A 26,356-nucleotide genomic window follows, 5' to 3' on the forward strand; every position below is an offset into this window, starting at 1 on the left:
GATCGATTCCGATGGCGGGTGTGACGTAATCGCGGGTCGTGGCGCTGTAGGTAGTGCGGGCCACTCCATGGTTCGCACCGGACGGCGGCCGGAGCCTCTCCTGTGGGGGGTGGCGGCTCCGGCCGTCCTCCGTCCGGAGCCGCCCCTGCTATTCGGCCGCTTCGTCGGTGACGTCCTTGACGGTGATCGTCAGGTCGTTGGTCACCGTGAAGTACGGGCGCAGCCGCACCCCTCCCGCTGCGCCGCGGGTCGCCGCCGGGAAGGTGTCGATGCCCTTGCGGTCCGCGAAGTCCCCGCCGATCCGGCCCATGCGCACCAGCGCGGCCCCCGCCGCCGGGCGCACCCACAGGTCCCACAGATCCTGCTCGTCGCCGCGCCGCGTCTCCATCGGCCCGTACGGCAGGCAGCCCGAGCCGCCCGCGAGCGGTGCGCGCACGTCCCCCACCGAACCGTCGCCGCCGCGCAGCCGGGCGACGATCTCGGCGCCCTCGCCGAACGTCGTGCCGTGGGCGGCGAGGGTGAGCGTGACGCCCTCCTCGCCGACCCGCACCTCGGTGACCTCCGCGTGCTCGGGGCGCAGCCAGGTGCGCACCGCGAGGAAGCCGTCGCTCGTCTCGTACGGCACGCGCGCGGCGACGCCGTCGGCCGTCGCCGCCAGCGGCAGCGTCAGCAGCGCCTTCTGCTCGACGAGCCCGGCGGCCAGCCGGCGGCGGGACTTGTCGCCGGGGCGCTCGACGTAGCTGTCCCAGCGGCCCTCGGCCAGCGGCGCGCACGCGAAGCGGGCCTCGGCCCAGCCGCCCGGCTCACGGCGGCCCGTCAGCTCGGCGCGCACGCTCTCCTTGCCCTTGGTGCCGCGGTGCCGCAGCAGCACATGGGTGTCGGCGTCGGTGAGCTGCTCGGCGCGCAGCCGGACGGTCAGCGTGCCGTCGGCCTCGACGGCGCAGCGGGCCACGGGGTGGGCGATGTCGGTCTGCGGCGCGGGGGCCGGGGCGGCCTTGGGGCGTCCGCCGCCGAAGAGACCGCGCAGCAGCCCCTTCTTCCTCTCGGCCGTCGACCCCGGGCGCAGCTCCTCGAAGAGCTCCTCGTAGCGCTGGGCGATCCGCGAGGGCTCGTAGCGGTGGGCGGTCTCGCGCGCGGCGGCGCCCAGGCGGCGGCGCTGCTCGGCGTCGCCGGTGAGCTTCAGCAGGGCGTCGGCGTAGGCGTCGACGGCGTCCGCGTCGTCGAGCGGGACGAGCACGCCGTCGGTGCCGTCGGTGAGGATCTCGCGCGGGCCGTAGGGGCAGTCGGTGGCGATGACGGGCAGGCCCGCGTGCATGGCCTCGACGATGGTCATCCCGAAGGACTCGGCGTCGGAGGCGACGGCGGCGACGGAACCCTTGGACCACTCGGTCTCGATGGGCGAACGGGCGCCCATGAGCGTGATCCGCTCGTACAGGCCCAGCTCCTCGATCTGCTTGCGCAGCTTGGCCTTGGCGGGGCCGCGGCCGTAGATCCGCAGGTTCCACTCGGGGCGCTCGGCGGCGATCTTCGCGAAGGCGGCGATGAGCCGGTCGTAGCGCTTGACGCCCACGAGGCGGCCGGCCGAGACGATCGTGTTCGAGTCGCCGGTGGAGGGCTCGGCGGCGGGGGCGGGCACGGCGTTGGGAATGGAGAGGATCTTCGCGTGGGCGCCGGGGAGGGCGTCCCGGTAGTGCCCGGCGTCGGCCTCGGAGACGGTGGCGAAGGCGTCCAGCGCGGCGATCGCCGGGTCCATCACGGCGTGCAGCTCGGGGACGTGCGCCTCGTGGGTCAGATGCTCCTGGCCGAGGCGCAGATAGCGGTCGCTGCCGTACTTCGCGAGATAGCCGATGAGCTTGGGCCGGGTGGCGATGACGACGTCGGCGTCGGTGGCGGCGAGGTGGGCGGCGACGCGCTCGTCGGTGAGGGCGGTCGCGGCCATCCGGCCGTTGTCGATGCGCTCGTCACGGAAGATCTCGCTCGGCTGCTGGTTCCGCGGGGCCGTGTACTCGTCGCCCTCGGTGCCCTCGCGCAGGTCCACGAGGGGGGTCAGGCGCACCCGTGGATCGATGGCCAGCTCTGGTTCGTCCACGGGGCGGTTGACGCTGACGATCCGCACCTCGTGCCGGTCCGCGAGGGCGGCTGCGAGGTTGACGGTCGAGCGGATCGTGCCGCCGATCCCGTACGCGTTGTGAAGCAGGAATTCGATCTTCATCGGGCCCTCGTTCAGATGCGCGGGCGCGCGTGCGCGCACTCCGCCGTGGAGAGTACGCGGGCATCCCGAATCTGTCCTTCCGTATCCGCGTGACGAAGGGACGGCCCACGTGGTTCACCCCCGGAGGCTAAGCCCCCGGCGCCCGGACACGCCCGGCGAGTGCCGAGAAGTCCCTCCACGGCAGGGTCGGCGGGCGGGGGTCCCACAGCCGCTGGGCGAGCGCCGCCAGCGGCAGCCGGATGCCGTTCGCCACCTGCTGCGGGGTCTGTGCGCCCGCCCGGTCGCACCAGACGGCGAGCCGGCCGCCGAGGATCCGCGAGGGCCCGGCGAGGTTCGCCGGTACGGCGCTCGTGCCGCGCAGCACCGCCGGGGACCACTGCTCGTAGATCCGCTCCCCGGTGGGGTAGCGGAACTGGTTGGGCTCGCCGAGGACGTAATAGAGGTACTCGTCGTTGAGATTGACCACCGGGCGTCCCTCGTTCAGGTACTCCAGCGGCTCACGGGCCCCCAGCTCCTTGCCGGTCCAGTACTCGACCTCGATGTCCTTGTCGGCGCTGACCGCACCACCGCTGAAGAAACCGTCGTTCCAGGCCTTGGCCTTCTTGCCGAGGGAGCGCAGGACGGCGGCCCGGTCGTTCAGCCAGCCCGTGGCCAGGTCCTGGATACGGCCCTGGGGCCCGTACTTCGCCCGGGCCTGCTCGGCCAGGCGCGGATAGGAGGCCTGCGGGTCCTTCGCGAGCAGCGCACGGTACTCGTCGGCCCCCAGATGCCAGTACGGGCCGGGGAAGAGGGGCGCGAACTCGCGCAGCAGGTCGTCCACGATGCGCGCGGCCTCGGGCCGGGTGACGTCGACCGCGCCCTCGGCGGGCGTCCCGGCCCGGTTGCGCAGCTCCAGGGCGGGGTGGGCGTCCGTCACCGCGCCCAGGTGGCCGGGGGAGTCCAGCTCGGGGACGACGGTGATGTGCAGCTCCCCGGCGAGCGCGACGATCCGGCGGACCTCGGCCTTGGTGAGGTGCTGCGCGGAGACGACCTCGGGGTGGGACTCGCTCGCGATGCGGAAGCCCTGGTCGTCGGAGAAGTGCAGCCCGAGCATGTTGAGCTTGAGGTCGGCCATCTCGCGCAGCCGGGCCTCGATCCACTCGGCGGGGAAGTGCTTGCGCGCGGTGTCGAGGTTGAGGCCGCGCTGCGGCCGGTCGGGGCTGTCGCGCACGACGCCCTCGGGAACCCCGCCACCGGAGCGCACGGCCTGGACGACGGTCCGGGTGCCGTAGAAGACGCCCGCCTCGGCCGCACCGGTGATCTGGACCTTGCGGTCACGGGTGGTCAGCTCGTACCCCTCGGAGCCGCCGCTCTGGCCCGGGCGCAGGGCCAGCTCGATGTCGCCCGCGCGGGCGGGGCCGCCGGAGGAGGCGAGGTTCAGGTCCTGGGCGAGCCGACGGCCCTCGTCGGCGAGCGGGCCGCCGGGGTCGGTGACGACCCGGGCGCCGGTCGTGGGCCGCCAGCCGGGGCCGTTGCCCGCGGTGAAGGACCGCACGGAGGGAATGGTGCGCGGGGGCCCGGCCGGGACGGCGGCGAAGGACGGGGCGGAGGAGGTCGCGGCGGCCGAGGTGCCGGGGGAGCTCGCCGCGCTGGATGGGGACCGGGAGTCGAGCCTGGTCGGGGCGTCGCTCGCGCCGCCGTCGCTCCCGGGGCAGCCCATGAGGCTCATGGTGGCGACGAGGGAGAGGCTCGCCACGAGTCCCCGGGCGAGCGGCGCACGGGCGCTCTGAGCGCGGGCGGTCCGGGCGCGGATGATCTGAACGCGGGCGAGCGGAGCGCGGGTGATCCTGCCAGGTAGTCCCATGGAGCAAATCTCCTATTTGGTGCGACTCTGGGGCGAAGGTATTGCCCTTCACCGCTCCCGGCGTCGACTACGCGCCCGAAACCCCTCTCGTCCGAATGAAATTCGCGCATCCGTCGGACAGTGGCTGAGATGCATCGTTACCGTGGCGTAAACCTTGACGTCGTGACGTCTCGGGTTGGCGTCGATGACGTCTCAGCTTGGCGTCCCGGCCGTCGCTCCCGCCGCAGTTCGTCACTCCCGCCCCGTACTGCCCGGTCCTGCCATCTTTCTGCCCCTTTCTCGTTACTCCTCCTCGCTGCCTCCGGCCAGCCCGCTGCTGCCCGTGTGCCCCGCCTGTCCCTCTTCGCCCGTCCTCCGAGGAGCCCACGCTGCACGACCTCGACCGCTTCGACCGCTCTGGCCGCTTCGGCCGATTCGCTGGACTCGGCCGACTCGACGGACTCGATCGGCTCAACGCCGCGGCCCCGGACGAAGCCGAGGCCGCTCTCCTCGTCTGCTGCGGCAGCCGCCGCTGGGCCAGGCGGGTCGTGGCCCACCGTCCCTATCCCGCCCCGGACGCCCTGCTGGCCGCCGCCGACACCGCGGCCCGCGCCCTCGGCCGCGCCGACCTCTTTGAGGCGTTCGCCGCGGAGGCCGCCGGTTCGCTCACCCCCTCGCAGGCGCGCGCCGCCGGTGCGTTACGGGCCGCGTACGCCGCCTACGAGCGCAGATTCGGCCACGTTTTCGTGATCTGCCTGGACGGCTGCCGCCCCGAGGAGGCCCCCGGCCGGCTGCTCTCGGCCCTGGCCGTCCGGCTCGCGGGCACCCTCCACGAGGAGCACGCCATCGCCGCCGGGGAGCTGCGCCGCCTCGCCCGCGGCCGCCTCACCCGGCTGGCCGAAGGCACCCTCGTGCCCGGCGGCGGGGGTCCCGCATGGGATCCGCGGGAGTGTCAGGAGAGCCGTCGGTGACGTTTTGGTCGCAAGATCGGACTCGTATGAGCGGCAGACGGAAGTCGCACCTATCCTGACAAAAGCCCCACCCGTATCGGACACGCTGGGACGGACCGGACGCCTCGCCAAGGCCTCGGCCCCCCGATAGCTAGGCCGTACGTGCCTGTTTGATCACACCTGACATACCCCGCGAGACCGAACCGACAAGGCGTCGCTACGATGGCCAGGGCCGGTGGACCGTACCCGGCCGGGCCCGCTGACAGTGAAGCCGGCAGGCCCCAATCCCCGCTCCCGGAGGGTTTTCCGTGCCGGCTGGAACGCTGTACCGCGGCCGGGAAGGCATGTGGTCCTGGGTGGCTCATCGAGTCACCGGCGTCCTCATTTTCTTCTTCCTGTTCGTGCACGTCCTCGACACCGCGCTCGTCCGTGTCTCGCCCGAGGCATACGACGACGTCGTCGCGACGTACAAGACACCGATCGTCGCCGTGATGGAATACGGCCTCGTCGCCGCCATCCTCTTCCACGCGCTCAACGGCCTCCGCGTCGTCGCCGTGGACTTCTGGTCCAAGGGCCCGAAGTACCAGAAGCAGATGCTCTGGACCGTCATGAGCATCTGGATCGTGCTGATGGCCGGGGCTCTGTACCCCGTCCTCGGGCACGCCGCACGCGAACTGTTCGGGAGCTGACGTCTGATGTCCGCTGACACCTCTTCCGCGGTCGATCCCGTCGAGGGCGTGAGCCTGTACGACGTGGACAATCCGGCGCCGGTCATCGAGCCGCCCCGCAAGCGCACCAAGAAGACGCCGAAGTCGACCCGCACCAACTTCGAGCTGTACGGCTGGCTGTTCATGCGGCTGTCCGGCGTCGTGCTGGTCGTCCTGGTCCTGGGCCACCTGCTGATCCAGCTGGTCCTCGACGGCGGCGTCAGCAAGGTCGGCTTCGCCTTCGTGGCCGGCCGCTGGGCCTCGCCGTTCTGGCAGGGCTGGGACCTGCTGATGCTGTGGCTGGCCATGCTGCACGGCGCCAACGGCCTGCGCACGGTCATCAACGACTACGCGGAGCGGCCCAAGACCCGCTTCTGGCTGAAGAACCTGCTGTACGCGGCCACGGTGTTCACCGTCCTGCTGGGCACGCTGGTGATCTTCACCTTCGACCCGAACATCCGCTAGAGCCCGGGGCTGACGCGACCATGAAGATCCACAAGTACGACACCGTCATCGTCGGCGCCGGTGGCGCCGGCATGCGCGCGGCCATCGAGTCGACCAAGCGCAGCCGCACCGCGGTCCTGACGAAGCTCTACCCGACCCGCTCCCACACGGGTGCCGCGCAGGGCGGCATGGCCGCCGCGCTGGCCAACGTGGAAGAGGACAACTGGGAGTGGCACACCTTCGACACGATCAAGGGCGGCGACTACCTGGTCGACCAGGACGCCGCCGAGATCCTGGCGAAGGAGGCCATCGACGCGGTCCTCGACCTGGAGAAGATGGGCCTGCCGTTCAACCGCACCCCGGACGGCACCATCGACCAGCGCCGCTTCGGCGGTCACAGCCGTAACCACGGCGAGGCCCCGGTCCGCCGGTCCTGCTACGCCGCGGACCGCACCGGCCACATGATCCTCCAGACGCTGTACCAGAACTGCGTCAAGGAGGGCGTGGAGTTCTTCAACGAGTTCTACGTCCTCGACCAGCTGATCACCGAGGTCGACGGCGTCAAGAAGTCGGCCGGCGTGGTGGCCTACGAGCTCGCCACCGGCGAGATCCACGTCTTCCAGGCGAAGGCCGTCATCTACGCCTCCGGTGGCACCGGCAAGTTCTTCAAGGTGACCTCCAACGCCCACACCCTGACCGGTGACGGCCAGGCCGCCTGCTACCGCCGTGGCCTGCCCCTGGAGGACATGGAGTTCTTCCAGTTCCACCCGACGGGCATCTGGCGCATGGGCATCCTGCTGACTGAGGGCGCCCGTGGTGAGGGCGGCATCCTCCGCAACAAGGACGGCGAGCGCTTCATGGAGAAGTACGCGCCCGTCATGAAGGACCTCGCCTCGCGAGACGTCGTCTCGCGCTCCATCTACACGGAGATCCGCGAGGGCCGTGGCTGCGGTCCCGAGGGCGACCACGTCTACCTCGACCTCACCCACCTGCCGCCGGAGCAGCTCGACGCCAAGCTCCCGGACATCACCGAGTTCGCGCGTACGTACCTCGGCATCGAGCCCTACACGGACCCGATCCCGATCCAGCCCACCGCGCACTACGCCATGGGCGGCATCCCGACCAACGTCGCGGGTGAGGTGCTGGCCGACAACGACACCGTCGTCCCCGGCCTGTACGCCGCCGGCGAGGTCGCCTGTGTCTCCGTGCACGGCGCCAACCGCCTCGGCACCAACTCGCTGCTGGACATCAACGTCTTCGGCAAGCGGGCGGGCATCGCGGCCGCCGAGTACTCCGCGAAGGCCGACTACGTCGAGCTGCCGGAGAACCCGGCGCAGCTCGTCGCGGACCAGGTCGAGCGGCTGCGCAACTCCACCGGCAACGAGCGGGTCGCCGAGCTCCGCAAGGAGCTGCAGGAGACCATGGACGCCAACGTGATGGTGTTCCGCACCGAGCAGACCATCAAGACGGCCGTCGAGAAGATCGCCGAGCTGCGCGAGCGCTACCAGAACGTCTCCGTCCAGGACAAGGGCAAGCGGTTCAACACCGACCTGCTGGAGGCCATCGAGCTGGGCAACCTGCTCGACCTGGCCGAGGTCATGGCCGTGTCCGCGCTGGCGCGCAAGGAGTCCCGCGGCGGTCACTACCGCGAGGACTTCCCCAACCGCGACGACGTCAACTTCATGCGGCACACCATGGCGTACCGCGAGGTCGACGCGGACGGCAAGGACTCGATCCGCCTCGACTACAAGCCGGTCGTCCAGACCCGCTACCAGCCGATGGAGCGTAAGTACTGATGAGCACCCCGACGCTCGAGAAGAGCGCGGCCTCGGCCGAGTCCGAGGCCCCCGCGCACCTGATCACGGTCACCTTCCGGATCCGCCGGTTCAACCCGGAGATCTCCGACCAGGCGACCTGGCAGGACTTCCAGCTGGAGATCGACCCCAAGGAGCGGGTCCTCGACGGTCTTCACAAGATCAAGTGGGACCACGACGGCACGCTGACGTTCCGGCGTTCCTGCGCGCACGGCATCTGCGGCTCCGACGCCATGCGGATCAACGGCAAGAACCGCCTGGCGTGCAAGACCCTGATCAAGGACATCAACCCCGCCAAGCCGATCACGGTCGAGCCCATCAAGGGCCTTACGGTCCTGAAGGACCTCGTGGTCGACATGGAGCCGTTCTTCCAGGCGTACCGCGACGTCATGCCGTTCCTCATCACCAAGGGGAACGAGCCGACGCGTGAGCGCCTGCAGACGGCGGAGGACCGCGAGCGGTTCGACGACACCACCAAGTGCATCCTGTGCGCCGCGTGCACGTCGTCCTGCCCGGTGTTCTGGAACGACGGCCAGTACTTCGGCCCGGCGGCCATCGTCAACGCCCACCGCTTCATCTTCGACTCGCGCGACGAGGCCGGCGAGCAGCGGCTGGAGATCCTGAACGACAAGGACGGCGTCTGGCGCTGCCGCACGACGTTCAACTGCACGGACGCCTGCCCGCGTGGCATCGAGGTCACGAAGGCGATCCAGGAAGTCAAGCGCGCGCTGATCACGCGCCGCTTCTGACCTGCGGTCCGCTGTGGACGACGAGGGCCCCGCTCCATCCTTGGAGCGGGGCCCTCGGGCGTTCCCGTTGCCGCGCTGCGCGCGGTGTCCTCAATCGCCGGACGGGCTCAAAATTGAGCCCGGCGTTTGAGGACCGGGGTCCGGGGCGGAGCCCCGGTTACGCCGACCGCAGCGTCGACGTCACCCCCAGCAGAGCGTCCCGCTTGCGCGCCAGCTCCGCCATCTGCTCCTCCACACGGGACAGCTGCCCGTCCAGCACCTGGACGGAGTGTTCACACGCGAGCAGCCCCGGGCCGCCCTCGGTGCAGGGCAGCAGGTCACGGATGGCCTCCGTCGTCAGGCCACCGGCAAGGAGCTCACGGATACGGGCCACCCGCTCGACCGCGTCGGGCCCGTAGCGCCGGTAGTCGTTGGAGTCCCGCTCGGAGACGAGCAGGCCCTGACCCTCGTAGTAGCGCAGCAGCCGGGGGCTCACCCCGGTACGCCGTGACAGTTCACCGATCCGCATCGCGCGACTTCCCCACCCGCGTTTGACCTTGACACTGATGTCATACGGCAACCTCCGGCCCATGACACAGACACAGATTCTCACGCCCCTCGCCACCACCGTCCACGGATCCGGCCCCGGCCTCCTGCTCGCGCACGGCGCGGGCGGCAGCATCGAGGGAAACTACCTGCCGATCCTGCCGGCCCTCGCCGAGCGGCACACCGTGGTGGCCCCCGACTACCCCGGCTCCGGCGGCACGCCCCGCGCGAGCGAGCCGCTGACCCTCGACGGTCTCGCCGACGCCGTGGTCGCCTCCGCCACCGAGGCGGGCCTGGAGACGTTCACCCTGGTCGGCTACTCGCTGGGCACCCTGGTGTCCGTGCGGGCGGCCGCCCGGTACCCGGACCGGGTGCGCGGACTGGTCCTGACGGCCGGTCTGGCCAAGGCCGACAACCGGATGCTGGCATCCCTGGACATCTGGCTCAAGCTGCTGGCCGACGGGGACCGGGAGACGTTCGCGCGCTTCGTCTCCCTCAGCGCCTTCAGCGATCCGTTCTTCAACGCCGTCCCCACCGAGCAGCTCGACTCCTTCTACGAGCAGATCGCCGCCGGTGTCCCGGACGGCACCGCCGACCAGGCGTCCCTCGTGGGGACCGCCGACACCACGGGTGACCTCGACGGGATCCTTGTCCCCACCCTGGTCATCGCCACCACCCTGGACACGCTGGTCTCGCCCGCCAACTCCCGGGTGCTCGCGGAGCGGATCCCCGGCGCCGAGTACGCCGAGATCGAGGCGGGCCACGTCCCCATGGCCGAGCGGCCCGAGGAGTGGCAGAAGCTCATCACGGACTTCCTGGCCAAGCACGGCCTGTGACAGGCGCTCTGACCACTGGTCAGATGCGTCCCAGCTGCCACAGCCGCCAGGTGCCCGTGCCGTCCGAGAGGTACTGCGTGCCGGAGATGGCGGAGTCGCTGAGGGCGTAGTCCTTCTTCTGCCACAGCGGCAGGAGGGGCACGTCCTCGGCGACGATCTTCTGGATGTCCCGGAAGGTGCCCGCGACCCGGCCGCGCTGCTCGTTCTGCTGGCTCGCCTCGATCAGCCGGTCGACGCGGGGGTTGGAGTAGCCCGAGTGCAGGGCGTTGCCCGCACCGACCAGGGGGCTGGTGAAGGTGTCCGGGTCGGGGAAGTCGGCGACCCAGCTGACGCAGTACGCGTCGTATGCCCCACGGGCGTAGCCCTTCTGGAACTCCGTCCACCCCACGCGCCGGGTGGTCACCTCGAACAGTCCGCTCGCCTCCAGTTGCTTCTTCAGCAGCGTCGCCTCCTGGTCCGTGGCGGCGCCCTGCGAATAGGCGAGGTCGAAGCGGACGGGCAGCCGGATCCCGGCCTCCCGCAGCAACTGCCGGGCCTTTGCCGGGTCGGGCCGGGGGTAGCGGTCGTAGAAGGACGTGGTGTGGCCGGTGAGGCCCGTCGGGACGAGGGAGTACAGCGGCTCGACCGTCCTGCGGTGGACGTCACGGGCGAGGGCCTCGCGGTTGACGACCGAGGCGACGGCCCGGCGCACCGCGACGTCCTTCACGGGCGAGCCGTCCCGCAGATTGAAGACCAGGTTCCGGGTGCTGGCCGCGGCGGACTCCATGACCTTCACGTCCGAGTCGGCGGGGGAGAGCGCCGCGATGTCCGTCGGCGGCATCGAGCGGGTGGCGACGTCGATGGACCGCCGCTGCCACGCCTGGCTCATCCGCTCCGCATCGGCGAAGTAGCGCACGACCACCGGGGAGCCCTTGCGTTTCATACCGCCCCGGTACTGCTCGGCGGGGGCCAGCTCGGCGCTCGCGCCCGCCCGGTACTTCTTGAGGACGTACGGGCCCGAGCCGTCCACCTCGTCCCCCGTGCGGAGCCGGTCGGCGGGGTAGCGGGTGCTGTCGACGATCGCCCCGCCGCCCGTGGCTATCTTGAACGGGAAGGTGGCGTCCGGCACCTTCAGCCGGAAGGTCACCCTGTCGTCGCCCGACGTCTCGACCGACCGGAGGGTCTCCAGCAGCGATCCGGGACCCTGGTCGGACTTGATGCGTCGGATGCGGTCGAAGGAGAACTTCACGTCCTTCGCCGTCAGCCCCCGCCCGTTCGAGAACTTCAGCCCGGGCCGCAGCACGCACGCGTAGGTGCGTAACTGGTCCTTGAAGCCGCAGCGCTCCGCCGCGTCCGGCACCGGGGAGCTGGAGCCCGCGGCGAAGGTCAACAGTGACTGATACACGTTGCTGTACAGCGCCCACGAGCCCGCGTCGTATGCTCCCGCCGGGTCGAGCGAGCTGACCGTGTCGGTCGTGCCGACCGAGATCGGCTCCTGTTTCTTCGTCTCCGGCGATAAGAGCGAGCAGCCTCCGACGCCGACCGCCAGCAGTAAAACGCCCACCGCACTCGTTGTAGCCGTCCGAACCCGGACCCCGCGCACCCCGTGCCCCCTCCGCCCAGTGATGCGCATCACCTAAACACACGAACGGACGTACGTCCCGGGAATCGGCCAAGTGATCGTCAAGTGCTCCCGGGCGGGTCGGCTATGAGCTGCGCCGCAACGCCCTCACGCCACGCAACCCGATGACCCCGACAGCCGTCCCCAGAAGAAACGAGGTGATCGCGAGCAGCAGATGGACCCAGAAGTACGCGGTCGGATCGCCCGCGTCGTCGAAGGCGAGCCCGCTGCCGTCCTTCCAGAGGTTTTTGACGAAAGTGATCCAGATGAACCAGCTCCACACCCCGAAGGCGAGCAGGAACCAGGCCACGGGGCGCGAGAGGGTGAAACCCGCGCGCGGGGAGTCCTCGGAAGAGTTCGGCATGGGTTTCAGTATGCGTTCGGACCCGCGCACTGGTCCTATCGGGTCCACGCCGGGGGCACGCGCCGGTGAGGCGCCCTCCTGCGGGCGTGGACCTGGAGGTACGTTCACGAACGTGCCGACGACGACATCACACTCCCCGCGGTGCGCCATGTCGCGCCGCCGCGCCGCCGCTCTGGTCGCAGCCCTGTTGCTCCCCGCGCTCACCGCCACCCCGGCCCTGGCCGACGAGAAGAAGGACGACAAGGGCCGCCCGCCCGCCCAGCCGCCCGCCCGGATGTCCACCGTCGGCGGTGAGCTGCTCGGCAAGCCGGGCACCCAGGTGCGGCTCGGCCCCGGCGCACCCGCCCTCCCCAAGGAGCTCACCGGCCGCTCGTGGCTGGTCGCGGACGCCGAATCCGGCGAGGTGCTCGCCGCGCACAACGCCCACTGGCAACTGCCGCCCGCCTCGACCCTGAAGATGCTCTTCGCGGACACCGTGCTGCCGAAGTTCCCCAAGGACCGGCAGTACAAGGTCAAGCCCGCCGATCTGGCGGGCATGGGCGCGGGCAGCAGCCTGGTCGGGGTCAAGGAGGACCAGACCTACTCCGTCCGCGATCTGTGGCTCGGCGTCTTCCTGCGCTCGGGCAACGACGCGGTGCGCGTGCTGGCCTCCATGAACGGTGGCATCCCGCAGACCGTCAAGGACATGCAGGCGCACGCCGAGGCGCTCCAGGCGAAGGACACCCATGTCGTCAGCCCCGACGGCTACGACGCCCAGGGGCAGGTCTCCAGCGCGTACGACCTGACCCTGTTCGCCCGCTCCGGGCTCCAGAAGGCGGACTTCCGCGAGTACTGCTCCACGGCGTACGCGAAGTTCCCCGGCGAGGCGAAGAAGGACGGCAAGCGGGACACGTTCGACATCATGAACACCAACCGGCTGCTGACCGGCGCGAACGGGATGACCGCGTACAAGGGCATGGCGGGCGTCAAGAACGGCAGCACCACCAACGCCGGCAACACCTTCACCGGCGTCGCCCAGCACGACGGCCGCAAGCTGCTGGTCACCGTCATGAACCCGGAGAACCGGGAGGCCAACGAGGTCTACAAGGAGACCGCGCGCCTGCTGGACTGGGGCTTCGAGGCGGCCGGGCACGTCAAGCCGGTGGGCCATCTGGTGCCGCCGCCGGGCGTGGCCGACAAGACCGGCCAGAGCGGTGTCCCCGGCACGGCGGACAGCTCGCAGGCGTCGGTCGCCGGATCGGGCGGCGGGATGTGGACGGCGGTCGGGATCACGCTGGCCTCGCTGGTGGCGGTGGCGGTGGCGGGGTTCGCCGTGCACCGTCGCTGGCCGCTGCCTGACCGGAGCCGTCGCCAAGGCTGACCTCCCGGGCGGACCGGTCGGGGCCGGAGGATTCGGGGCCGGGGGCGTCGGAACCGGAGGGGTCGGGGCCGGAGGGGTCGGGGCCGGAGGGGGAGACCTCTTCGGCCGCGTCCTCCGGGACGGCGGGGGCGGCCTCTTCGGCCGCGTCATCCCTCGCGGGCACCTCGCCGTGCGGGGTGGCCGTCCAGGCGGCGCAGAAGAGCGTCAGCCGCGCCGTGAAGTTGATCCACAGCAGCAGTGCCACCGGGGTGCCGAACGCCCCGTACATGCTCTTCGCGGCCACTCCTTGCAGATAGCCGCTCAGCAGCAGCTTGAGCAGTTCGAAGCCGACCGCGCCGAGCAGCGCGGCGACGACGAGCCGGCGCCGCTCGGGCAGGACGCCGGGCAGCCGTGACAGGACGTAGAGCATCATCACGAAGTCGGCGAGCACGGCGGCGCCGAAGCCCGCCGCCGTCAGCAGGGGAGCCCCGGCCCCGCCGTCGGCGAGCCCGGTCTTCTCGACGACCCAGCTCACCGCCGCCGACGCGAACGCCGAGCAGCCGAGTGACACCAGCGCCACCCCGCCGAGACCGACGAGCACGGCCGCGTCCTTGCCCTTGAGCAGGAAGGGGTTGCCGGGGGCCTCCTCCAGCTCCCACACGGCGCGCAGGCACTCGCGGAGCGTCCCGATCCAGTTGATGCCGGTGAAGAGCAACAGGGCGCCGGCGACGACCCCGACCGTGCCCGCGTTGTCGACGAGGCCGCTGAGGTCGAGCTGGCCGGCGATGCCGGGCACCTGCTCGGCGGCCTTGTCCTCCAGCTTCCGCAACTGCGCGTCGTCGAGGAAGGCCGCGCCGATCGCCGCCCCGACGGTGATCAGGGGGAACAGCGCGAGGAAACTGGTGTACGTGATCGCGGCGGCCAGCCGGGCCCATTTCGCCCGGTCGAGGGTCTCGTACGAGCGCCACACATGGGTGCGCATCAGCCGCACGATCAGGGGTCCGATCCACGGCAGCCGGGTCAACCAGTCCATGGACGACACCTAACCACTTCACGGCCGGACACCCCTGTCCCCCGAAAGCGTGAGCGGGCAGCGTCGCGAGGGTGTGGCGCCGGAGCGGGGCGCGAGGGAGGGGCGGGAAGAAGCACGGCCCCGCGCGCCGGGGCTGGTTGGCTTCGGCTGCGCGTCAGCGGGAGGGCGCGGAAGGGCGCACCACACCCTGATGAGGTACGCCGGATGCCAAGGGCGGCGCGTCCTGCTCACCCTGTCCGAAAGGGTATTCACGCTCCAGCCGCCATACGCCGTCCGTGCCCTGCTCGTAGAGCGCGAAGCCGCCGACGGCCCAGGCGGCCTCGAAGTCCGCCAGCTCCTCGAACGCCCGGTCCATCGCCTCCTCGGCGATGCCGTGCGCGATGGTGACGTGCGGGTGGTAGGGGAACAGCAGGTCGCGGGCGACGGGGCCGGCGGTGTCGCGGATCCGCTTCTGCAGCCAGGCGCAGGCGGCGGAGCCCTCGACCACGTTGACGAAGACGACGGGAGACAGGGGGCGGAACGTACCGGTCCCGGACAGCCGCATCGGGAAGGGCCGGCCCGCGGCCGCGACCTCGGCCAGATGGGCCTCGATGGCGGGCAGGCAGGAGTCGTCCGCCTCGGTGGGCGGCAGCAGGGTGACGTGCGTGGGGATGCCGTGTGCGTGCGGGTCGCCGAAGCCCTCGCGCCGCTTCTGGAGGAAGCTGCCGTACGGCTCCGGGACCGCGATCGAAACGCCGAGCGTTACGGTCCCCATTGCGTTCTCCCTCCTGTGCAGCCTGTACGTCCCCGTGGCCAGTGTGGCGGCTGAGCCACACCTGTCGCCAGGTCACTCGGTCCTTCGCGCGCGGGACCCCGGCCCCGCGCGCTCCGTGACCGTCCCGTCACCGGTGGTACGGGCCGGTCGGCACCGGCCCGATGACCGGTGCTGTCAGTGCTTGGCGGGCAGGAAACCCACCATGTCGTAGACCCGGGCGAGGGTCTCGCCCGCCACGGCGCGGGCCTTCTCGGCGCCCTTGGCCAGGACAGAGTCCAGCGTCTCGGGGTCGTCCAGATATTCCTGGGTGCGGGCCCGGAACGGGGTGACCCACTCCACCATGGCCTCGGCCAGATCCACCTTCAGCGCACCGTAACCCTTGCCCTCGTACTTCTGCTCCAATTCCGCTACACCCGTTCCGGTGAGCGTGGAGTAGATCGTCAGCAGGTTGCTGATGCCGGGCTTGTTCTGCGCGTCGAAGCGGATCACGGTGTCGGTGTCGGTGACCGCGCTCTTGATCTTCTTGGCGGAGACCTTGGGCTCGTCGAGCAGGTTGATCAGGCCCTTGGTGCTCGACGCCGACTTGCTCATCTTCGCCGTCGGGTCCTGCAGGTCGTAGATCTTCGCGGTCTCGCGGACGATGTGCGCCGACGGCATGGTGAACGTCTGGCCGAAGCGGGTGTTGAAGCGCTCGGCCAGGTCGCGGGTCAGCTCGACGTGCTGCCGCTGGTCCTCGCCGACCGGTACGGAGTCGGCCTGGTAGAGCAGGATGTCGGCGACCTGGAGCACGGGGTAGGTGAACAGGCCGACGGTGGTGCGGTCGGCGCCCTGCTTCGCGGACTTGTCCTTGAACTGCGTCATGCGCGAGGCCTCGCCGAAGCCGGTGAGGCAGTTCATCACCCAGGCGAGCTGGGCGTGCTCGGGCACATGGCTCTGGACGAAGAGGGTGCAGCGGTCCGGGTCGAGGCCGGCGGCCAGCAGCTGGGCGGCGGCGATGCGGGTGTTGGCCCGCAGCTCCTTCGGGTCCTGCGGCACGGTGATCGCGTGCAGGTCGACGACCATGTAGAAGGCGTCGTGGGTCTCTTGCAGCGCCACGTACTGCCGGACGGCACCGAGGTAGTTCCCGAGGTGGAACGAGCCTGCGGTGGGCTGGATACCGGAGAGAGCGCGCGGACGATCAAGGGCCATGCACACATTCTCTCAGGTGCGGAACCGGACTCGGTCCGGCGGTGGGGGTGGGGGTGTTAGAAAGTGACGAGCAGCATGCCCCGACACCGAACGGAGCACACGTTGACCTTCACGCAAGACAGCATCGCGGCCGCCGAGGAACACAGCGCCCACAACTACCACCCGCTGCCGGTCGTCGTGGCGACCGCGGAGGGCGCGTGGATGACCGACGTCGAAGGGCGTCGCTATCTGGACATGCTCGCCGGCTACTCGGCGCTCAACTTCGGCCATGGCAACCGCCGGCTGATCGACGCGGCGAAGGCACAACTGGAACGGGTGACACTCACTTCGCGCGCCTTCCACCACGACCGGTTCGCCGAATTCTGCACCGAGCTGGCCGCGCTGTGCGGCAAGGACATGGTGCTGCCGATGAACACCGGGGCGGAGGCGGTCGAGACGGCCGTGAAGACCGCCCGCAAGTGGGGCTACCGCGTCAAGGGCGTGCCGGACGGCCGGGCGAAGATCGTCGTGGCCGACAACAACTTCCACGGCCGCACGACCACGATCGTCAGCTTCTCCACCGACCCCGAGGCCCGCGCGGACTACGGCCCGTACACCCCCGGCTTCGAGATCGTCCCGTACGGCGATCTGGCGGCGCTGGAGGCGGCGGTGGACGAGAACACCGTCGCCGTGCTGCTGGAGCCGATCCAGGGCGAGGCCGGGGTGCTCGTGCCGCCGGCGGGTTATCTCGCGGGCGTCCGGCGGCTGACCGCCGAGCGGAACGTGCTGTTCATGGCCGACGAGATCCAGTCGGGGCTGGGACGTACCGGAAAGACCTTCGCGTGCGAGCACGAGGACGTGGTGCCCGACGTCTACATCCTGGGCAAGGCGCTCGGCGGCGGCGTGGTGCCGGTCTCCGCCGTGGCGGCCTCCCGGGAGGTCCTGGGCGTCTACCGCCCGGGCGAGCACGGTTCGACCTTCGGCGGAAACCCGCTGGCGTGCGCCGTGGCCCTGGAGGTCGTGGCGATCCTCAAGTCCGGCGAGTTCCAGCAGCGCGCGACGGAGCTCGGCGAGCACCTCCACCACGAACTGGGCCTGTTGGCGGGCACCGGCGCGGTCGAGGCGGTCCGCGGCCGGGGCCTGTGGGCGGGCGTCGACATCGCCCCCTCCCACGGCACGGGCCGGCAGATCTCGGAGCGGCTGATGGACCGGGGCGTGCTGGTGAAGGACACCCACGGCTCGACGATCCGGATCGCGCCGCCGCTGATGATCAGCAAGGAGGACCTGGACTGGGGGCTGGACCAGCTCAGGGCGGTACTGGAGGGGTGAGGGGGGTGAGGGGGCGAGCGGTTGGGTGGCTCGCCCCCTCACCATCTGCCGGCTCTAGGTGAGCGTGGCCCACTGCGAGACGGGCCGGTCGCCGGCGACGAGGTTGTCGGCGTGTCCCACGCCGTGGTCGATCTCGATGATCCGGAACCGGTCACCGCTGAACGCCCAGAAGCGGCTCTTGTCGAACACGCCCTGGTGGTCGGGGACCGGCAGGAAGGTGTCCACGTGGGTCCAGCCCTCGAACGCCGCCCACTGCCCGACCGGCCGGTCGGGCGTGATGATGGTGTTCGTGTGCGCGGGGCCGTCCTCGATCTCGATGAGCCGGTAGCGGTCGCCGGAGAACACCCAGTAGCGGCTGGTGCCGTTGACGCGCTGATGGCCGGGCACGGGCAGGACGGCGTCCAGGAACGAGAACCCGTCGAGGGCCGACCAGTCACGGATCGGGTGGTCCTCGCCGAGCGCCCGGTTGGAGTGGGCGGGACCGTCCTCGATGGAGATCTTCCGGTACCGGTCGCCGGAGAAGACCCAGAACTCGCTGGTGGGTTCCGTGCCCTCACCGCCGTCCAGGGGCCCGATGCGCTGGCGGTCGGGGACCGGCCAGATGGTGTCGAGGGCGGGCAGCCCGACGAGCGCCGGGCACTGCGAGATCGGCCGGTCGCGGGTCACGATGGTGGCGGTGCGGTCGGGGCCGTCGGAGATCTCGATCAGCCGGTACTGGTCGCCGTTGAACGCCCAGAAGCGGCTCCTGCCGTCAATGCGCTGATGGTCGGGGACGGGCAGCACGGCGTGCACGACGGCGGCGCGAGCGGCCGGCCGCGCGGGGGGTGGGGCGGCCGGTGGGGCGACGGGCTGTGTCGCCGGTTGTGCTGCCGGCTGTGCCATCGGCTGCGCTGCCGGCCGGGCGATGGCGGTCGTCGCGTCCGCCGGGCTGAGGTCGAAGAGGCTCCGGACACCGAAGTACGTGTCGTAGCGGTCGCTGGTCTCGTGGGCCAGCCACTCGCGGGCCCCGCCGTCACCGATCCACCGGGCGATGGCCCCGCCGGGGCAGATCACCTCGATCGCGGTCAGACAGAGATTGTCCGGGCCGTTCTTCATCAGCTCGATCCCCGTCGGCGTGCCGAGGTCCTGCTCGAGGACGATGTCGAAGGCGGGGCTGGTGCCGCGCTGGAACGTGCCGAGCATGGTCCACACCGTGGAGCAGCCGTCCCGGAAGACCAGGCGTGCCTGCACCTTCTCGTCGGTGCCGGCCTCGTTGATGTCGGCGACGGCGATCCTGACCTTGTACATCAACATGTGATCAGCCCCTTCTTTACGCTCCTGTTGAGAAAAGGGCGCCAGGGATCGTGGCGAATGCGGGGCGGGGCACGCGGCCGGGTGGGATTCTTTACATAAAATCGACCCGAACGGTCGCATAGGGGGTGCGGTCGGGCCGGGTCCGGCCCGGCTCAGGCGGTCAGGCGTCGTAGTCCCGGTCGAACGTCTCGCGGGCCCGCTGGTCCTCCTCGTCGGCCTTCAGCTTGGCCTTACGGGCCTGCTCCTCGGCCTGCTCCTTGGGCTTGGACGTCTTGGACGCGGCGTCGTCGGACTTCTGCCGCGCCTTGCCCCGCGATTTCTCTTCATTACCCATGCTTGATCACTCCCTGCGGGTGACGCGGATCGGGTCTCGCGGAAAGGCTGACACGAGGGGCCGCGGGCCGCATCCCGTGCTTTCGGCGGGATGACACGATGAGGCGATGACGACGACCCACGGCGACCTGCTCGCGGCGAAGACGCTGGTGTACGACCCGAGCGGGTTCACCTGCTCGGAGCCGGTGCCCGAGGCGGAGAGCGCCGAGTACGCGGCGCACGCATTCACGGTGGACGGCCGGTCGGTGAGGTTCCGGGCGGCGAAGACGACGCCCACGAAGGTGGGCCAATTCGTCACGGTGTGGAAGAGATCCCCGGGCGGCCCGATCCAGCCCTTCGACACGGCGGACCCGGTCGACCTCTTCGTCATCAGCACCCGCGACGGCGACCGCTTCGGTCAGTTCGTCTTTCCGCGGGAAGTGCTGCGCGGGCGCGACATCGTGTCGACGGATGGGGTCGGCGGAAAGCGGGCGTTCCGCGTCTACCCGCCGTGGGTCACGACGACGAACCGCCAGGCGGGTACCACGCAGAAGTGGCAGACGCGGTATTTCCTGCCGATACCCGAGGACGGCTCTGTCGACCGGGAGCGTACCCGGATGCTGTATCACCCTTGAGTCAGCGACTGCGCCCGCAACCGTGAGATCAGGGCATCGTCGACGCTCGGCCGCTCGGTGGGCGGGGTGTGGTGCGTTTTGGCGGCGGAACCTTGTGGCGGGTCTCGGTCGCTGCCGAGGCCTGGCCGTCGTGGACGGACGCGGAGCGAGGCTGACACCCCTGAATTGGCGAGATTCTTATTTGGTATCGATGAACTCGAGCACGCTGGCTGTCCACCGTTTCTCGCAAATTGGGCAGTACTCTCTGTAGGAATGGGATTGCAGTCGCCTGAGATTGTCATGAAAGAGCGGAGAGGGAACGGATGCCACTACTACTCGATGATCTGCTTGGCACTCCAGGCATCTCATGTCGACTGCTTCGCCGACCAGAGCGTTGGTGAAGTCATCGTCCATTACTGCTCCGGAGCGGACTCGGCTGTCGAGCTGGTCGAGGTCGGTTCCGTCGCTCCAGTGAAGGTAGTACAAAGCAAGGGGGCGGTGGGGAAATAGCCTTACCAGGATGCGTCGCATGCCTGGGTGGCGAGCAAGGGACCTGTCTTCCGGCTCGTCAAGGTTCCCAATTTCGTCTTGCATAGCGATGAGTTCACCTGCAGGGATGTAGGTGACGTTACGCTTTCCAAAACGAATTGTCAGCTGGTCCATGGTCTGACCTCGATCATGTGGGGTATGAGGATTTCACTTTCTCCTGATGTGGCAAGGGTCTGCCAAAACCCCTCATTCGGGCGAATATCTGCCGTGTATACAGTTCCGCCACCGGCGAAAAATTTCGCAATATCGGGATCGGTGGTGAAGGACATCATCGTGCGGCTCCCGTAGGTCCGCTGCATTTCCGTACCGAATTCCGCGTGAGCATGTGCAAGGTCCTCGATGGTTCCCCATTCGGATAGGGCTGCCGCATGAGCGTCCCGTGACGCCCGTAGTGCGGCCTCAACGGAGCCGGTCGCCATATAGGCATCCTGCGCGGCCTGACTCATGAGCATGCGGGTTTGGTCCGCGATTTCATTTTCCAGGTACATATTTGTACCCCGGTAGATCGGGACTCTTCCAGGGCACGGCCCCAGCCCCAGCGGATCCGCCCACGTAAGCGGATTATGCACATATGTCGAAGGATTCGGCGCCGGCGCCAAGCCCAGCGGGTCCGTAGACGCATAGCGGCCCGTCTCCGGGTCGTAGTGGCGGTAGAAATTGTAGTGGAGGCCCGATTCCGGGTCGAAGTATTGGCCCGGGAAACGCAGCGGCGTGTACGCCGTGCTGTCCGCCGCCCACGTCGTCGCACCCCAGAGCGTCGCGCGGCGTCGCCACGCGATCGTGCCGGATTCGTCGACGAGTTCGCTGGGCGTGCCGACCAAGTCGGTGACGATGGCGAAGAATCGGCTGTCGATCTCCGTCTGGGGCGCGTCCGCAGCCGTGATGCGTTCCGTCTGGGATACCGGGCGCAGGCCGTCGTGGTCCCAGGTGAGCGTGACCGGATTCGGCAGGGCCGTCGTCGTCGTGGTCTGTTCGACGAGCGTCGGACCGTCCCAGGTGAAGTCCACCCGCTCGGCGACGTCCCCGGCGTCGGTCAGGCGCTGTTTGGCGATGCGGCGGCCCAGCGGGTCGTACAGGTACTGCCAGCGCGTGCCGTCCGGGGTCACGACGGCCACGAGGTGGTCCTCCGCGTCCCACTCGTAGCGCCAGGTGTCCGGCTTGCGGGAGAGGCGGGGCTTCTGGCGCAGGACGACACGGCCGAGGTCGTCGTGTTCGTAGCGGACGCGCCCCGCGCGCTGGATGCGGGTGCCGGTGTACGAGCGGGGGCCGAGGGCAGCCGGGCCCGTGTGTTCGGCCGGCCAGGCGGCCTCGGTCTGGTTGCCCGTCTCGTCGTAGGCGTAGCGCTCGGACCAGCCGGGTGCCGATACGGCGGTGACGCGCCCGGCAGTGTCCACGTCGAAGGTGTGGAGGCCGGAGAGGTGGTCGTCGACGGCCGTGAGGTTGCCGTCGCGCCGATAGGTGTAGGCGCGGGACTGGACCGTTCCCACGCCCTCGCCCGTCAGGGTCTGTGAGCTGAGGCGGCCCGCCGCGTCCCAGCCGTGCGACAGGGTGAGGGCTTCGCCGAAGTGGCGGGCGATCTCGTGGCCCGCCGCGTCGTGCTCCATGGTGAAGGTGTGGCCGGAAGCGGTGAGCGAGGTGCGGCGGCCCGCGGCGTCGTACGTCCAGGTGCTGACGGCCCCCATGGGGGTGACACGGCGCGTGCGGCGGCCCAGTGCGTCGTGGGCGAAGACGGTCGTGCGGCCGTTGGAAGTCTCGGACTTGACGCGGCCCAGCCGGTCGCGGCCGTACAGCAGAGTCGCGTCCGGCCCCGACGCCTCCAGCAGCCTGCCCGCCGCGTCGTGCGCGTACGTGGTGACCTTGCCGTCCGCGTCCTTGGCGACCACTCGGCCGAGTTCGTCGTGCCGGTACGTGATGGTCCGGCCCGACGCGTCGGTGCGGGCGGTGAGTTGACCGGCGTCGTCGTGCGCGTAGGTGAGCGTGCGTCCGTCGAAGTCGGTCTCGGCGGCGAGGCGGCCCGCCGGGTCGTAGGTGTAACTCCACGTCAGGCCCTGCGGGTTCGTGACCTCGACCAGTTGCAGCCGGGTGTCGTGGGTGAACTCGTGGCGTACCCCGTCGGGGCCGGTCCGGGCGCTGAGCAGGTCGAAATGGGTGTACTCGGAACGGGTGACGCCGCCGAGGGCGTCGGTGTGCGTGGTGCAGTTGCCCTCGCCGTCGTACGTCCAGGACTGCTCCGACCCGTCGGGAGCGACGTGGCGGACCAGCTTGCCCTCCACCGACCACGACAGCCTCGTCGTCGCTCCGAGGGGATCTGACCGTGGTGACACGGCCGAAGGCGTCACGGAGGCAGGCGGTCACGCCGCCGAGGGGGTCGGTCGTCTCGACGGGGAGCCCCGCCCGGTCGCACCGCACGCGGGTGGTGTTGCCCAGCGCGTCCGTGACCGAGGCCGGATGGCCGAGCGCGTCGTAGGCGTAGTGGGTGGTCGCGCCCGAGGGGTCGGTCACCGAGGTCCGGCGGCCGGCGTCGTCGAAGGTCTGCCGCCAGGTCGTGCCGTCCGCGTGCGTCACCGTCTCCGGCCGGCCCAGCGCGTTGTACGCGGTCGTCGCCTCGCGCCCGTCGGGGCGGACCATCGCGAGCAGCCGCCCGTCCTCGTCGTGGCGGAACCGAGTGGTGCGGCCGAGCGGGTCGGTGCGTGACAGGAGGCGGTCGTAGCGGTCCCACCGGTAGCGGGTGGTCGAACCGGTCGGGTCGGTCTCGGCGAGGAGTTGATGGGCCGCGTTGAAGGTGAGACGGCTGGTGTGGCCCAGCGAGTTCGTCACCCGGGTGACCCGCAGCCCGCTCGCCGGGTCGCGTGGTCCGTACTCCACCGTGCTGCGCATGTGGCCCGCGACGCCGGACTGGTGGACGCACCGGTCCTCGTCGTCGTAGGCGTAGTCGTAGCGACTGTCGTTGCGGTCCGTCCACGAGGTGACCCGGCCGCGCCCGTCGTAGGTGAACCGCAGCGGCAGAGCGGAGGAGTTGATCACCTCGGTCAGATCGCCGTCGGTGTAGCCGTAGCGGACGAGCTCCGTGTCGGTGCCGCCCGGCCCCGCGCCGACGAGGTGCAGGGCGGTGACGCGGCCGGCGTCGGTGGAGACGCGGACGCGGTAACCGCCGTCGTGGGCGAGGGCCGTGGGGGTGCCGTCGGTGTCGTATTCGACGGTGATCCAGTGACCGCCGCGGTCGGATATCTGGTCCAGCAGGGCCAGCCCGTCGCCGTGCGGTGTGAAGTGCCAGGTGCGGCCGCCGACCGGGTCGGTGACGACGTACCCGCCGTCCGCCGCGTTCTCCAGGGGCCACCGCGGGCCCTCGACCGGCAGGGTCGGGACACCGGGCGCCGGGTGCGGATAGTCCAGCAGCAGACCGTCCTCGTGGACGAAGACCACACCGGCCGCGTCGATCTCCAGCCGCTGGTCGGCCGTGCTCGACCAGGAGGGGCCGAACCATCGCCCCAGCCGGTACCCCGACTGGACCCGTCGGCGGAACACCAGGGGCAGCGTGCCGGGCAGCGCGACATCGGTCTGGGACAGGAACATCCTGCCGGTCGCGAGGTCCACCGGGTCGGTCTCGCAGGTGGCCTTCGTGCCGTCCGTGCGCGCGGGTTCGCGCGCGTCCCCGCCCAGCTCCCTGCGGGCCAGGCTCTCCGCGCCCTCCTTGCCCGTCTCCCTGGCCCCGGCGGCGAGGCCCCGCCGTCCCGCACTGCCCGCCGCGCTCGACCCGCCGGTCGCGAGTGCCGAGGTCAGGTCGAAGCCGAGGCGTCCGGCCGCCTCCCTCGGGTCCTTGCCCCAGCCGTCGCCGAGCAGCGCCTGCGGCGCCCGGTCCGGATGCATCGCCAGCGTGGTCAGACCCGCCACGCTGGCGTTGAGGTGGTCCAGATAGAGGGCGGGGTGGGTCACGTTGTACGGGTCGAGGGGGAAGACGCCGCGGGCGAACTTCACCACGCCCGCGCCCCCCTTGGTCGCGCCTCCCAGCACATGGAGGCCGGTGTCGGCGGACGCCGTGCGGAAGTCGGCGAAATCGTCCGACACCCGGTCGGTGAACTCGGGCTTCGCCGGGGCGTGGGCCAGTGCTCCGCCGACCGTCTCCCGCGCCTTCTCGGCGGCGGAATCGCGTTGCGAACGGGCCCGGGCGAGGATCTCCCGCGCTTCCTTGATCCTGGCCGCGCCGGGGTCGCTGAACGCCCCGGGCGCGCCCGTCGGCTTCGCACCGGGGTCCTTGCCCTCGCCCAGCCGGGCGTTGTAGGCGTCGACCGCCGCGTTGTAGGCGTGGACCTGCGCGTTGTGCGCGGCGGCGGCCTTCTTGGTGGCCTCCTTGCCCGCCTTGTACGCGGCGATGGCCTCCCTCGCCTGGCCCTGGGCCCAGGTCACGGTCTCCGCGTAGGACTCCAGGGCCTTGTAGGCCTCCTCGCACGCGTCCGCCGCCTTCAGCCACTGCTGGGGGTGCATGGCGAACTTCTTGCGGAACGCCTCCGCTCCCTCCCCGCGCCATTGGCCGGAGTCCAAGCCCTTCATCCCCTGGCCGACGCGGTCGAACGCGGCGTGGAAATCCTTCAGGTGCAGTGCCGAGGCCCGGATCCTCCCCGGCGATCCGTGGATGAGCTCATTGGCCTGCTCGGTCTGCCCGAGCTGCTGCTCGTCGACCTTCGCGCCCATTCGGCCCGCGAGGAAGTCACCGGCGTCCTCGATCACGTCGGCCGCGTCGTGCAGGCCCACCCGCTCCAGGCCGGCAGCGAGCTGCTCGGTGCCCCAGTCGACGGCCTCCCCGGCTTTCGCCTTGCCCTTGTCCACCAGGTCGCCGGCCTTGTCGGCCGCCGCGTTGACGACGTCCTTGAACATGTCGTAGGTGCCCATCAGCGGTCACCCTGCCGCTGGTCGGCCGATCGCGGCGCGTGCTGCGCGGCCTGCTCCAGCAGCATCCGGAACCTTTCGTTCCGGGTGGCTTCCATGTCCTTGGCCACCCCGTCCCACGTCTCCTTGGCGCGGTCCCACGACTTCTCGAACGACTTCCCGCTGTAGTCGGCGTCCGCGAAGTTCCCGTTCGCCTTCACCTCGTCCCAGGACATGTTCTCGACGTCCTCGTCCTTGAGGTTGGGGTTCGCGCCGAACGCGGCACCGGCCACCTTCATCGTTCCCTCGGCGTACTTGTCCTGCTCGTAGTACGTGCCGGCCGACAACCCCACCCGCCGGGCGAACTCGTTCCCGTCGTGGACGAGGGTGCGCACCCCCCATTCCCACCGCTCGCAGAACTCCTTGAACCGCGCCGCGAGGCCCATGTGCCCGAGCTCCAGGCCGGACAGGGCGATGTCCTCGAAGCCGCGACCCGCGGCGGCCCCGCCCAAGGGGCTGAGTTCCCCCAGCTCGGAGAGTGCGTCCGTCAGCCCCTTCGCGATCAGGGACAGGTCGTGCGCGTGGGCCCTCAGATCCGGCTGGTCGCTCACCGCGCCCCCTCCTCGTACGTGTGCGTGCCGCCGTCGACCGCGGCACTGTCCGGTACGACTCCCATGAGCGGCGGGAACAGCACCGGGTGCGCCCCTCCCGGGTCGAGGGCGACGCCCGCGGGTTCTCCCATGCCGGGAATCACCACGTCCAGCAGTCGCGCGCCGAGGACGGAGACGTAGTCCCACTGCCTCCCGGCGTGCTCGTCCCGCGCCCGGGCGAAGTCGGCCAGGGCCTCCTCGTCGGAGAAGGCGTGGATCCACCACACGCCCCCGTACGACGTGGTCCACAGCCCGCCCCGGTCGTCGAGCGGGACCAGTACGGGGGAGCGGCGGAAGTCGCCGAGCGTGGCCGCGAACGCGCGGCGGGCCGCGTCGAACGCCGCCACGTCCCCCTCGTCGGTCCGCGTCCGCGCCTGATCCCCCGTCATGGTCATGACCGCGATGCTCGCACGCGCGATTTCGCAGCCGC

General features: G+C 70.5%; 22 protein-coding genes and 1 pseudogene. 9 read left to right on the forward strand and 14 right to left on the reverse strand.

Going from position 1 to position 26,356, the window contains the following annotated elements:
• Positions 1-148: 148 nt before the first annotated feature.
• Both ACZ53N_RS01965 and ACZ53N_RS01970 read right to left on the reverse strand, forming a co-directional pair.
• The gene (locus ACZ53N_RS01965; RefSeq protein ID WP_469139047.1) at positions 149-2,212 is read right to left on the reverse strand and encodes a glycosyltransferase; all 2,064 of its coding nucleotides are present in this window, start codon (positions 2,210-2,212) and stop codon (positions 149-151) included.
• A 127-nt stretch (positions 2,213-2,339) separates the two neighbouring features.
• The gene (locus tag ACZ53N_RS01970; RefSeq protein ID WP_469139356.1) at positions 2,340-3,920 is read right to left on the reverse strand and encodes a beta-N-acetylhexosaminidase; all 1,581 of its coding nucleotides are present in this window, start codon (positions 3,918-3,920) and stop codon (positions 2,340-2,342) included.
• A gap of 332 nt (positions 3,921-4,252) precedes the next feature.
• Here ACZ53N_RS01970 and ACZ53N_RS01975 point away from each other — a divergent pair, with 332 nt between their 5' ends.
• From ACZ53N_RS01975 to ACZ53N_RS01995, 5 genes are all read left to right on the forward strand, one after another.
• The gene (locus ACZ53N_RS01975; protein WP_469139048.1) at positions 4,253-5,005 is read left to right on the forward strand and encodes a 2-oxo-4-hydroxy-4-carboxy-5-ureidoimidazoline decarboxylase; all 753 of its coding nucleotides are present in this window, start codon (positions 4,253-4,255) and stop codon (positions 5,003-5,005) included.
• A gap of 287 nt (positions 5,006-5,292) precedes the next feature.
• The gene (gene sdhC, locus ACZ53N_RS01980; RefSeq protein ID WP_469139049.1) at positions 5,293-5,673 is read left to right on the forward strand and encodes a succinate dehydrogenase, cytochrome b556 subunit; all 381 of its coding nucleotides are present in this window, start codon (positions 5,293-5,295) and stop codon (positions 5,671-5,673) included.
• A gap of 6 nt (positions 5,674-5,679) precedes the next feature.
• The gene (locus tag ACZ53N_RS01985; protein ID WP_184733302.1) at positions 5,680-6,156 is read left to right on the forward strand and encodes a succinate dehydrogenase hydrophobic membrane anchor subunit; all 477 of its coding nucleotides are present in this window, start codon (positions 5,680-5,682) and stop codon (positions 6,154-6,156) included.
• A 20-nt stretch (positions 6,157-6,176) separates the two neighbouring features.
• Positions 6,177-7,931: a succinate dehydrogenase flavoprotein subunit gene (gene sdhA / locus ACZ53N_RS01990; protein ID WP_469139050.1), complete on the forward strand. Its 1,755-nt coding sequence runs from the start codon at positions 6,177-6,179 to the stop codon at positions 7,929-7,931.
• Entirely contained in the window at positions 7,931-8,698 is a 768-nt protein-coding gene (locus tag ACZ53N_RS01995; protein WP_356453444.1) for a succinate dehydrogenase iron-sulfur subunit, read from the forward strand. The genes sdhA and ACZ53N_RS01995 overlap by 1 nt, the downstream gene beginning before the upstream one ends.
• 157 nt (positions 8,699-8,855) lie before the next feature.
• Here the strand turns inward: ACZ53N_RS01995 and ACZ53N_RS02000 are convergent, their stop codons facing one another.
• Positions 8,856-9,206, reverse strand: coding sequence for a MerR family transcriptional regulator (locus ACZ53N_RS02000; RefSeq protein WP_469139051.1), 351 nt, complete (start codon positions 9,204-9,206; stop codon positions 8,856-8,858).
• Between the two features lie 61 nt (positions 9,207-9,267).
• On the opposite strand from ACZ53N_RS02000, the gene ACZ53N_RS02005 reads away from it, so the two are divergent.
• Positions 9,268-10,059 carry an alpha/beta fold hydrolase gene (locus ACZ53N_RS02005; RefSeq protein WP_469139052.1) on the forward strand — a complete coding sequence of 264 codons (792 nt, stop codon included), beginning with the start codon at positions 9,268-9,270 and terminating at the stop codon, positions 10,057-10,059.
• Between the two features lie 19 nt (positions 10,060-10,078).
• Here ACZ53N_RS02005 and ACZ53N_RS02010 read toward each other — a convergent pair whose 3' ends face one another.
• Together ACZ53N_RS02010 and ACZ53N_RS02015 are read right to left on the reverse strand one after the other, a co-directional pair.
• Complete coding sequence (locus ACZ53N_RS02010) at positions 10,079-11,641, reverse strand: ABC transporter substrate-binding protein (RefSeq protein ID WP_469139053.1); 1,563 nt, start codon at positions 11,639-11,641, stop codon at positions 10,079-10,081.
• A 103-nt stretch (positions 11,642-11,744) separates the two neighbouring features.
• Positions 11,745-12,023 (reverse strand): SCO4848 family membrane protein, encoded by a 279-nt coding sequence (locus ACZ53N_RS02015; protein ID WP_229822222.1) that lies wholly within the window; start codon positions 12,021-12,023, stop codon positions 11,745-11,747.
• Between the two features lie 148 nt (positions 12,024-12,171).
• Between ACZ53N_RS02015 and ACZ53N_RS02020 the strand changes: the two genes are divergently transcribed.
• Positions 12,172-13,383 carry a D-alanyl-D-alanine carboxypeptidase family protein gene (locus ACZ53N_RS02020; RefSeq protein WP_469139357.1) on the forward strand — a complete coding sequence of 404 codons (1,212 nt, stop codon included), beginning with the start codon at positions 12,172-12,174 and terminating at the stop codon, positions 13,381-13,383.
• Here ACZ53N_RS02020 and ACZ53N_RS02025 read toward each other — a convergent pair.
• From ACZ53N_RS02025 to trpS, 3 genes are all read right to left on the reverse strand, one after another.
• Positions 13,292-14,395 carry a YhjD/YihY/BrkB family envelope integrity protein gene (locus tag ACZ53N_RS02025; RefSeq protein ID WP_469139054.1) on the reverse strand — a complete coding sequence of 368 codons (1,104 nt, stop codon included), beginning with the start codon at positions 14,393-14,395 and terminating at the stop codon, positions 13,292-13,294. The two genes, ACZ53N_RS02020 and ACZ53N_RS02025, sit on opposite strands and share 92 nt — an antisense overlap.
• Before the next feature lie 154 nt (positions 14,396-14,549).
• Complete coding sequence (locus tag ACZ53N_RS02030) at positions 14,550-15,149, reverse strand: 2'-5' RNA ligase family protein (protein ID WP_469139055.1); 600 nt, start codon at positions 15,147-15,149, stop codon at positions 14,550-14,552.
• Between the two features lie 174 nt (positions 15,150-15,323).
• Positions 15,324-16,337, reverse strand: a complete 1,014-nt coding sequence (gene trpS, locus ACZ53N_RS02035) for a tryptophan--tRNA ligase (protein WP_469139056.1) — start codon at positions 16,335-16,337, stop codon at positions 15,324-15,326.
• A 102-nt stretch (positions 16,338-16,439) separates the two neighbouring features.
• On the opposite strand from trpS, the gene rocD reads away from it, so the two are divergent.
• Complete coding sequence (rocD, locus tag ACZ53N_RS02040) at positions 16,440-17,645, forward strand: ornithine--oxo-acid transaminase (protein ID WP_130879539.1); 1,206 nt, start codon at positions 16,440-16,442, stop codon at positions 17,643-17,645.
• Between the two features lie 54 nt (positions 17,646-17,699).
• Here rocD and ACZ53N_RS02045 read toward each other — a convergent pair whose 3' ends face one another.
• Together ACZ53N_RS02045 and ACZ53N_RS02050 are read right to left on the reverse strand one after the other, a co-directional pair.
• Positions 17,700-18,938 carry a PLAT/LH2 domain-containing protein gene (locus ACZ53N_RS02045; protein ID WP_469139057.1) on the reverse strand — a complete coding sequence of 413 codons (1,239 nt, stop codon included), beginning with the start codon at positions 18,936-18,938 and terminating at the stop codon, positions 17,700-17,702.
• 160 nt (positions 18,939-19,098) lie between these two features.
• Positions 19,099-19,272, reverse strand: coding sequence for a hypothetical protein (locus ACZ53N_RS02050; protein WP_469139058.1), 174 nt, complete (start codon positions 19,270-19,272; stop codon positions 19,099-19,101).
• A gap of 106 nt (positions 19,273-19,378) precedes the next feature.
• Between ACZ53N_RS02050 and ACZ53N_RS02055 the strand changes: the two genes are divergently transcribed.
• The gene (locus ACZ53N_RS02055; RefSeq protein WP_469139059.1) at positions 19,379-19,885 is read left to right on the forward strand and encodes a MepB family protein; all 507 of its coding nucleotides are present in this window, start codon (positions 19,379-19,381) and stop codon (positions 19,883-19,885) included.
• A 177-nt stretch (positions 19,886-20,062) separates the two neighbouring features.
• Here ACZ53N_RS02055 and ACZ53N_RS02060 read toward each other — a convergent pair whose 3' ends face one another.
• From ACZ53N_RS02060 to ACZ53N_RS02075, 4 genes and pseudogenes are all read right to left on the reverse strand, one after another.
• On the reverse strand, positions 20,063-20,527 hold the full coding sequence (locus ACZ53N_RS02060; protein ID WP_469139060.1) for a hypothetical protein: 465 nt from the start codon (positions 20,525-20,527) through the stop codon (positions 20,063-20,065).
• A gap of 407 nt (positions 20,528-20,934) precedes the next feature.
• Positions 20,935-25,300 (reverse strand): annotated as a pseudogene (locus ACZ53N_RS02065) (putative T7SS-secreted protein); the annotation flags it as partial.
• Complete coding sequence (locus ACZ53N_RS02070; RefSeq protein WP_469139061.1) at positions 25,300-25,887, reverse strand: hypothetical protein; 588 nt, start codon at positions 25,885-25,887, stop codon at positions 25,300-25,302. The pseudogene ACZ53N_RS02065 and the gene ACZ53N_RS02070, both read right to left, overlap by 1 nt.
• On the reverse strand, positions 25,884-26,321 hold the full coding sequence (locus ACZ53N_RS02075) for an SseB family protein (RefSeq protein ID WP_469139062.1): 438 nt from the start codon (positions 26,319-26,321) through the stop codon (positions 25,884-25,886). Before ACZ53N_RS02075 ends, ACZ53N_RS02070 begins: the two co-directional genes overlap by 4 nt.
• Between the last annotated feature and the right edge of the window lie 35 nt (positions 26,322-26,356).

This window comes from Streptomyces sp. NPDC033229 (assembly GCF_055576875.1).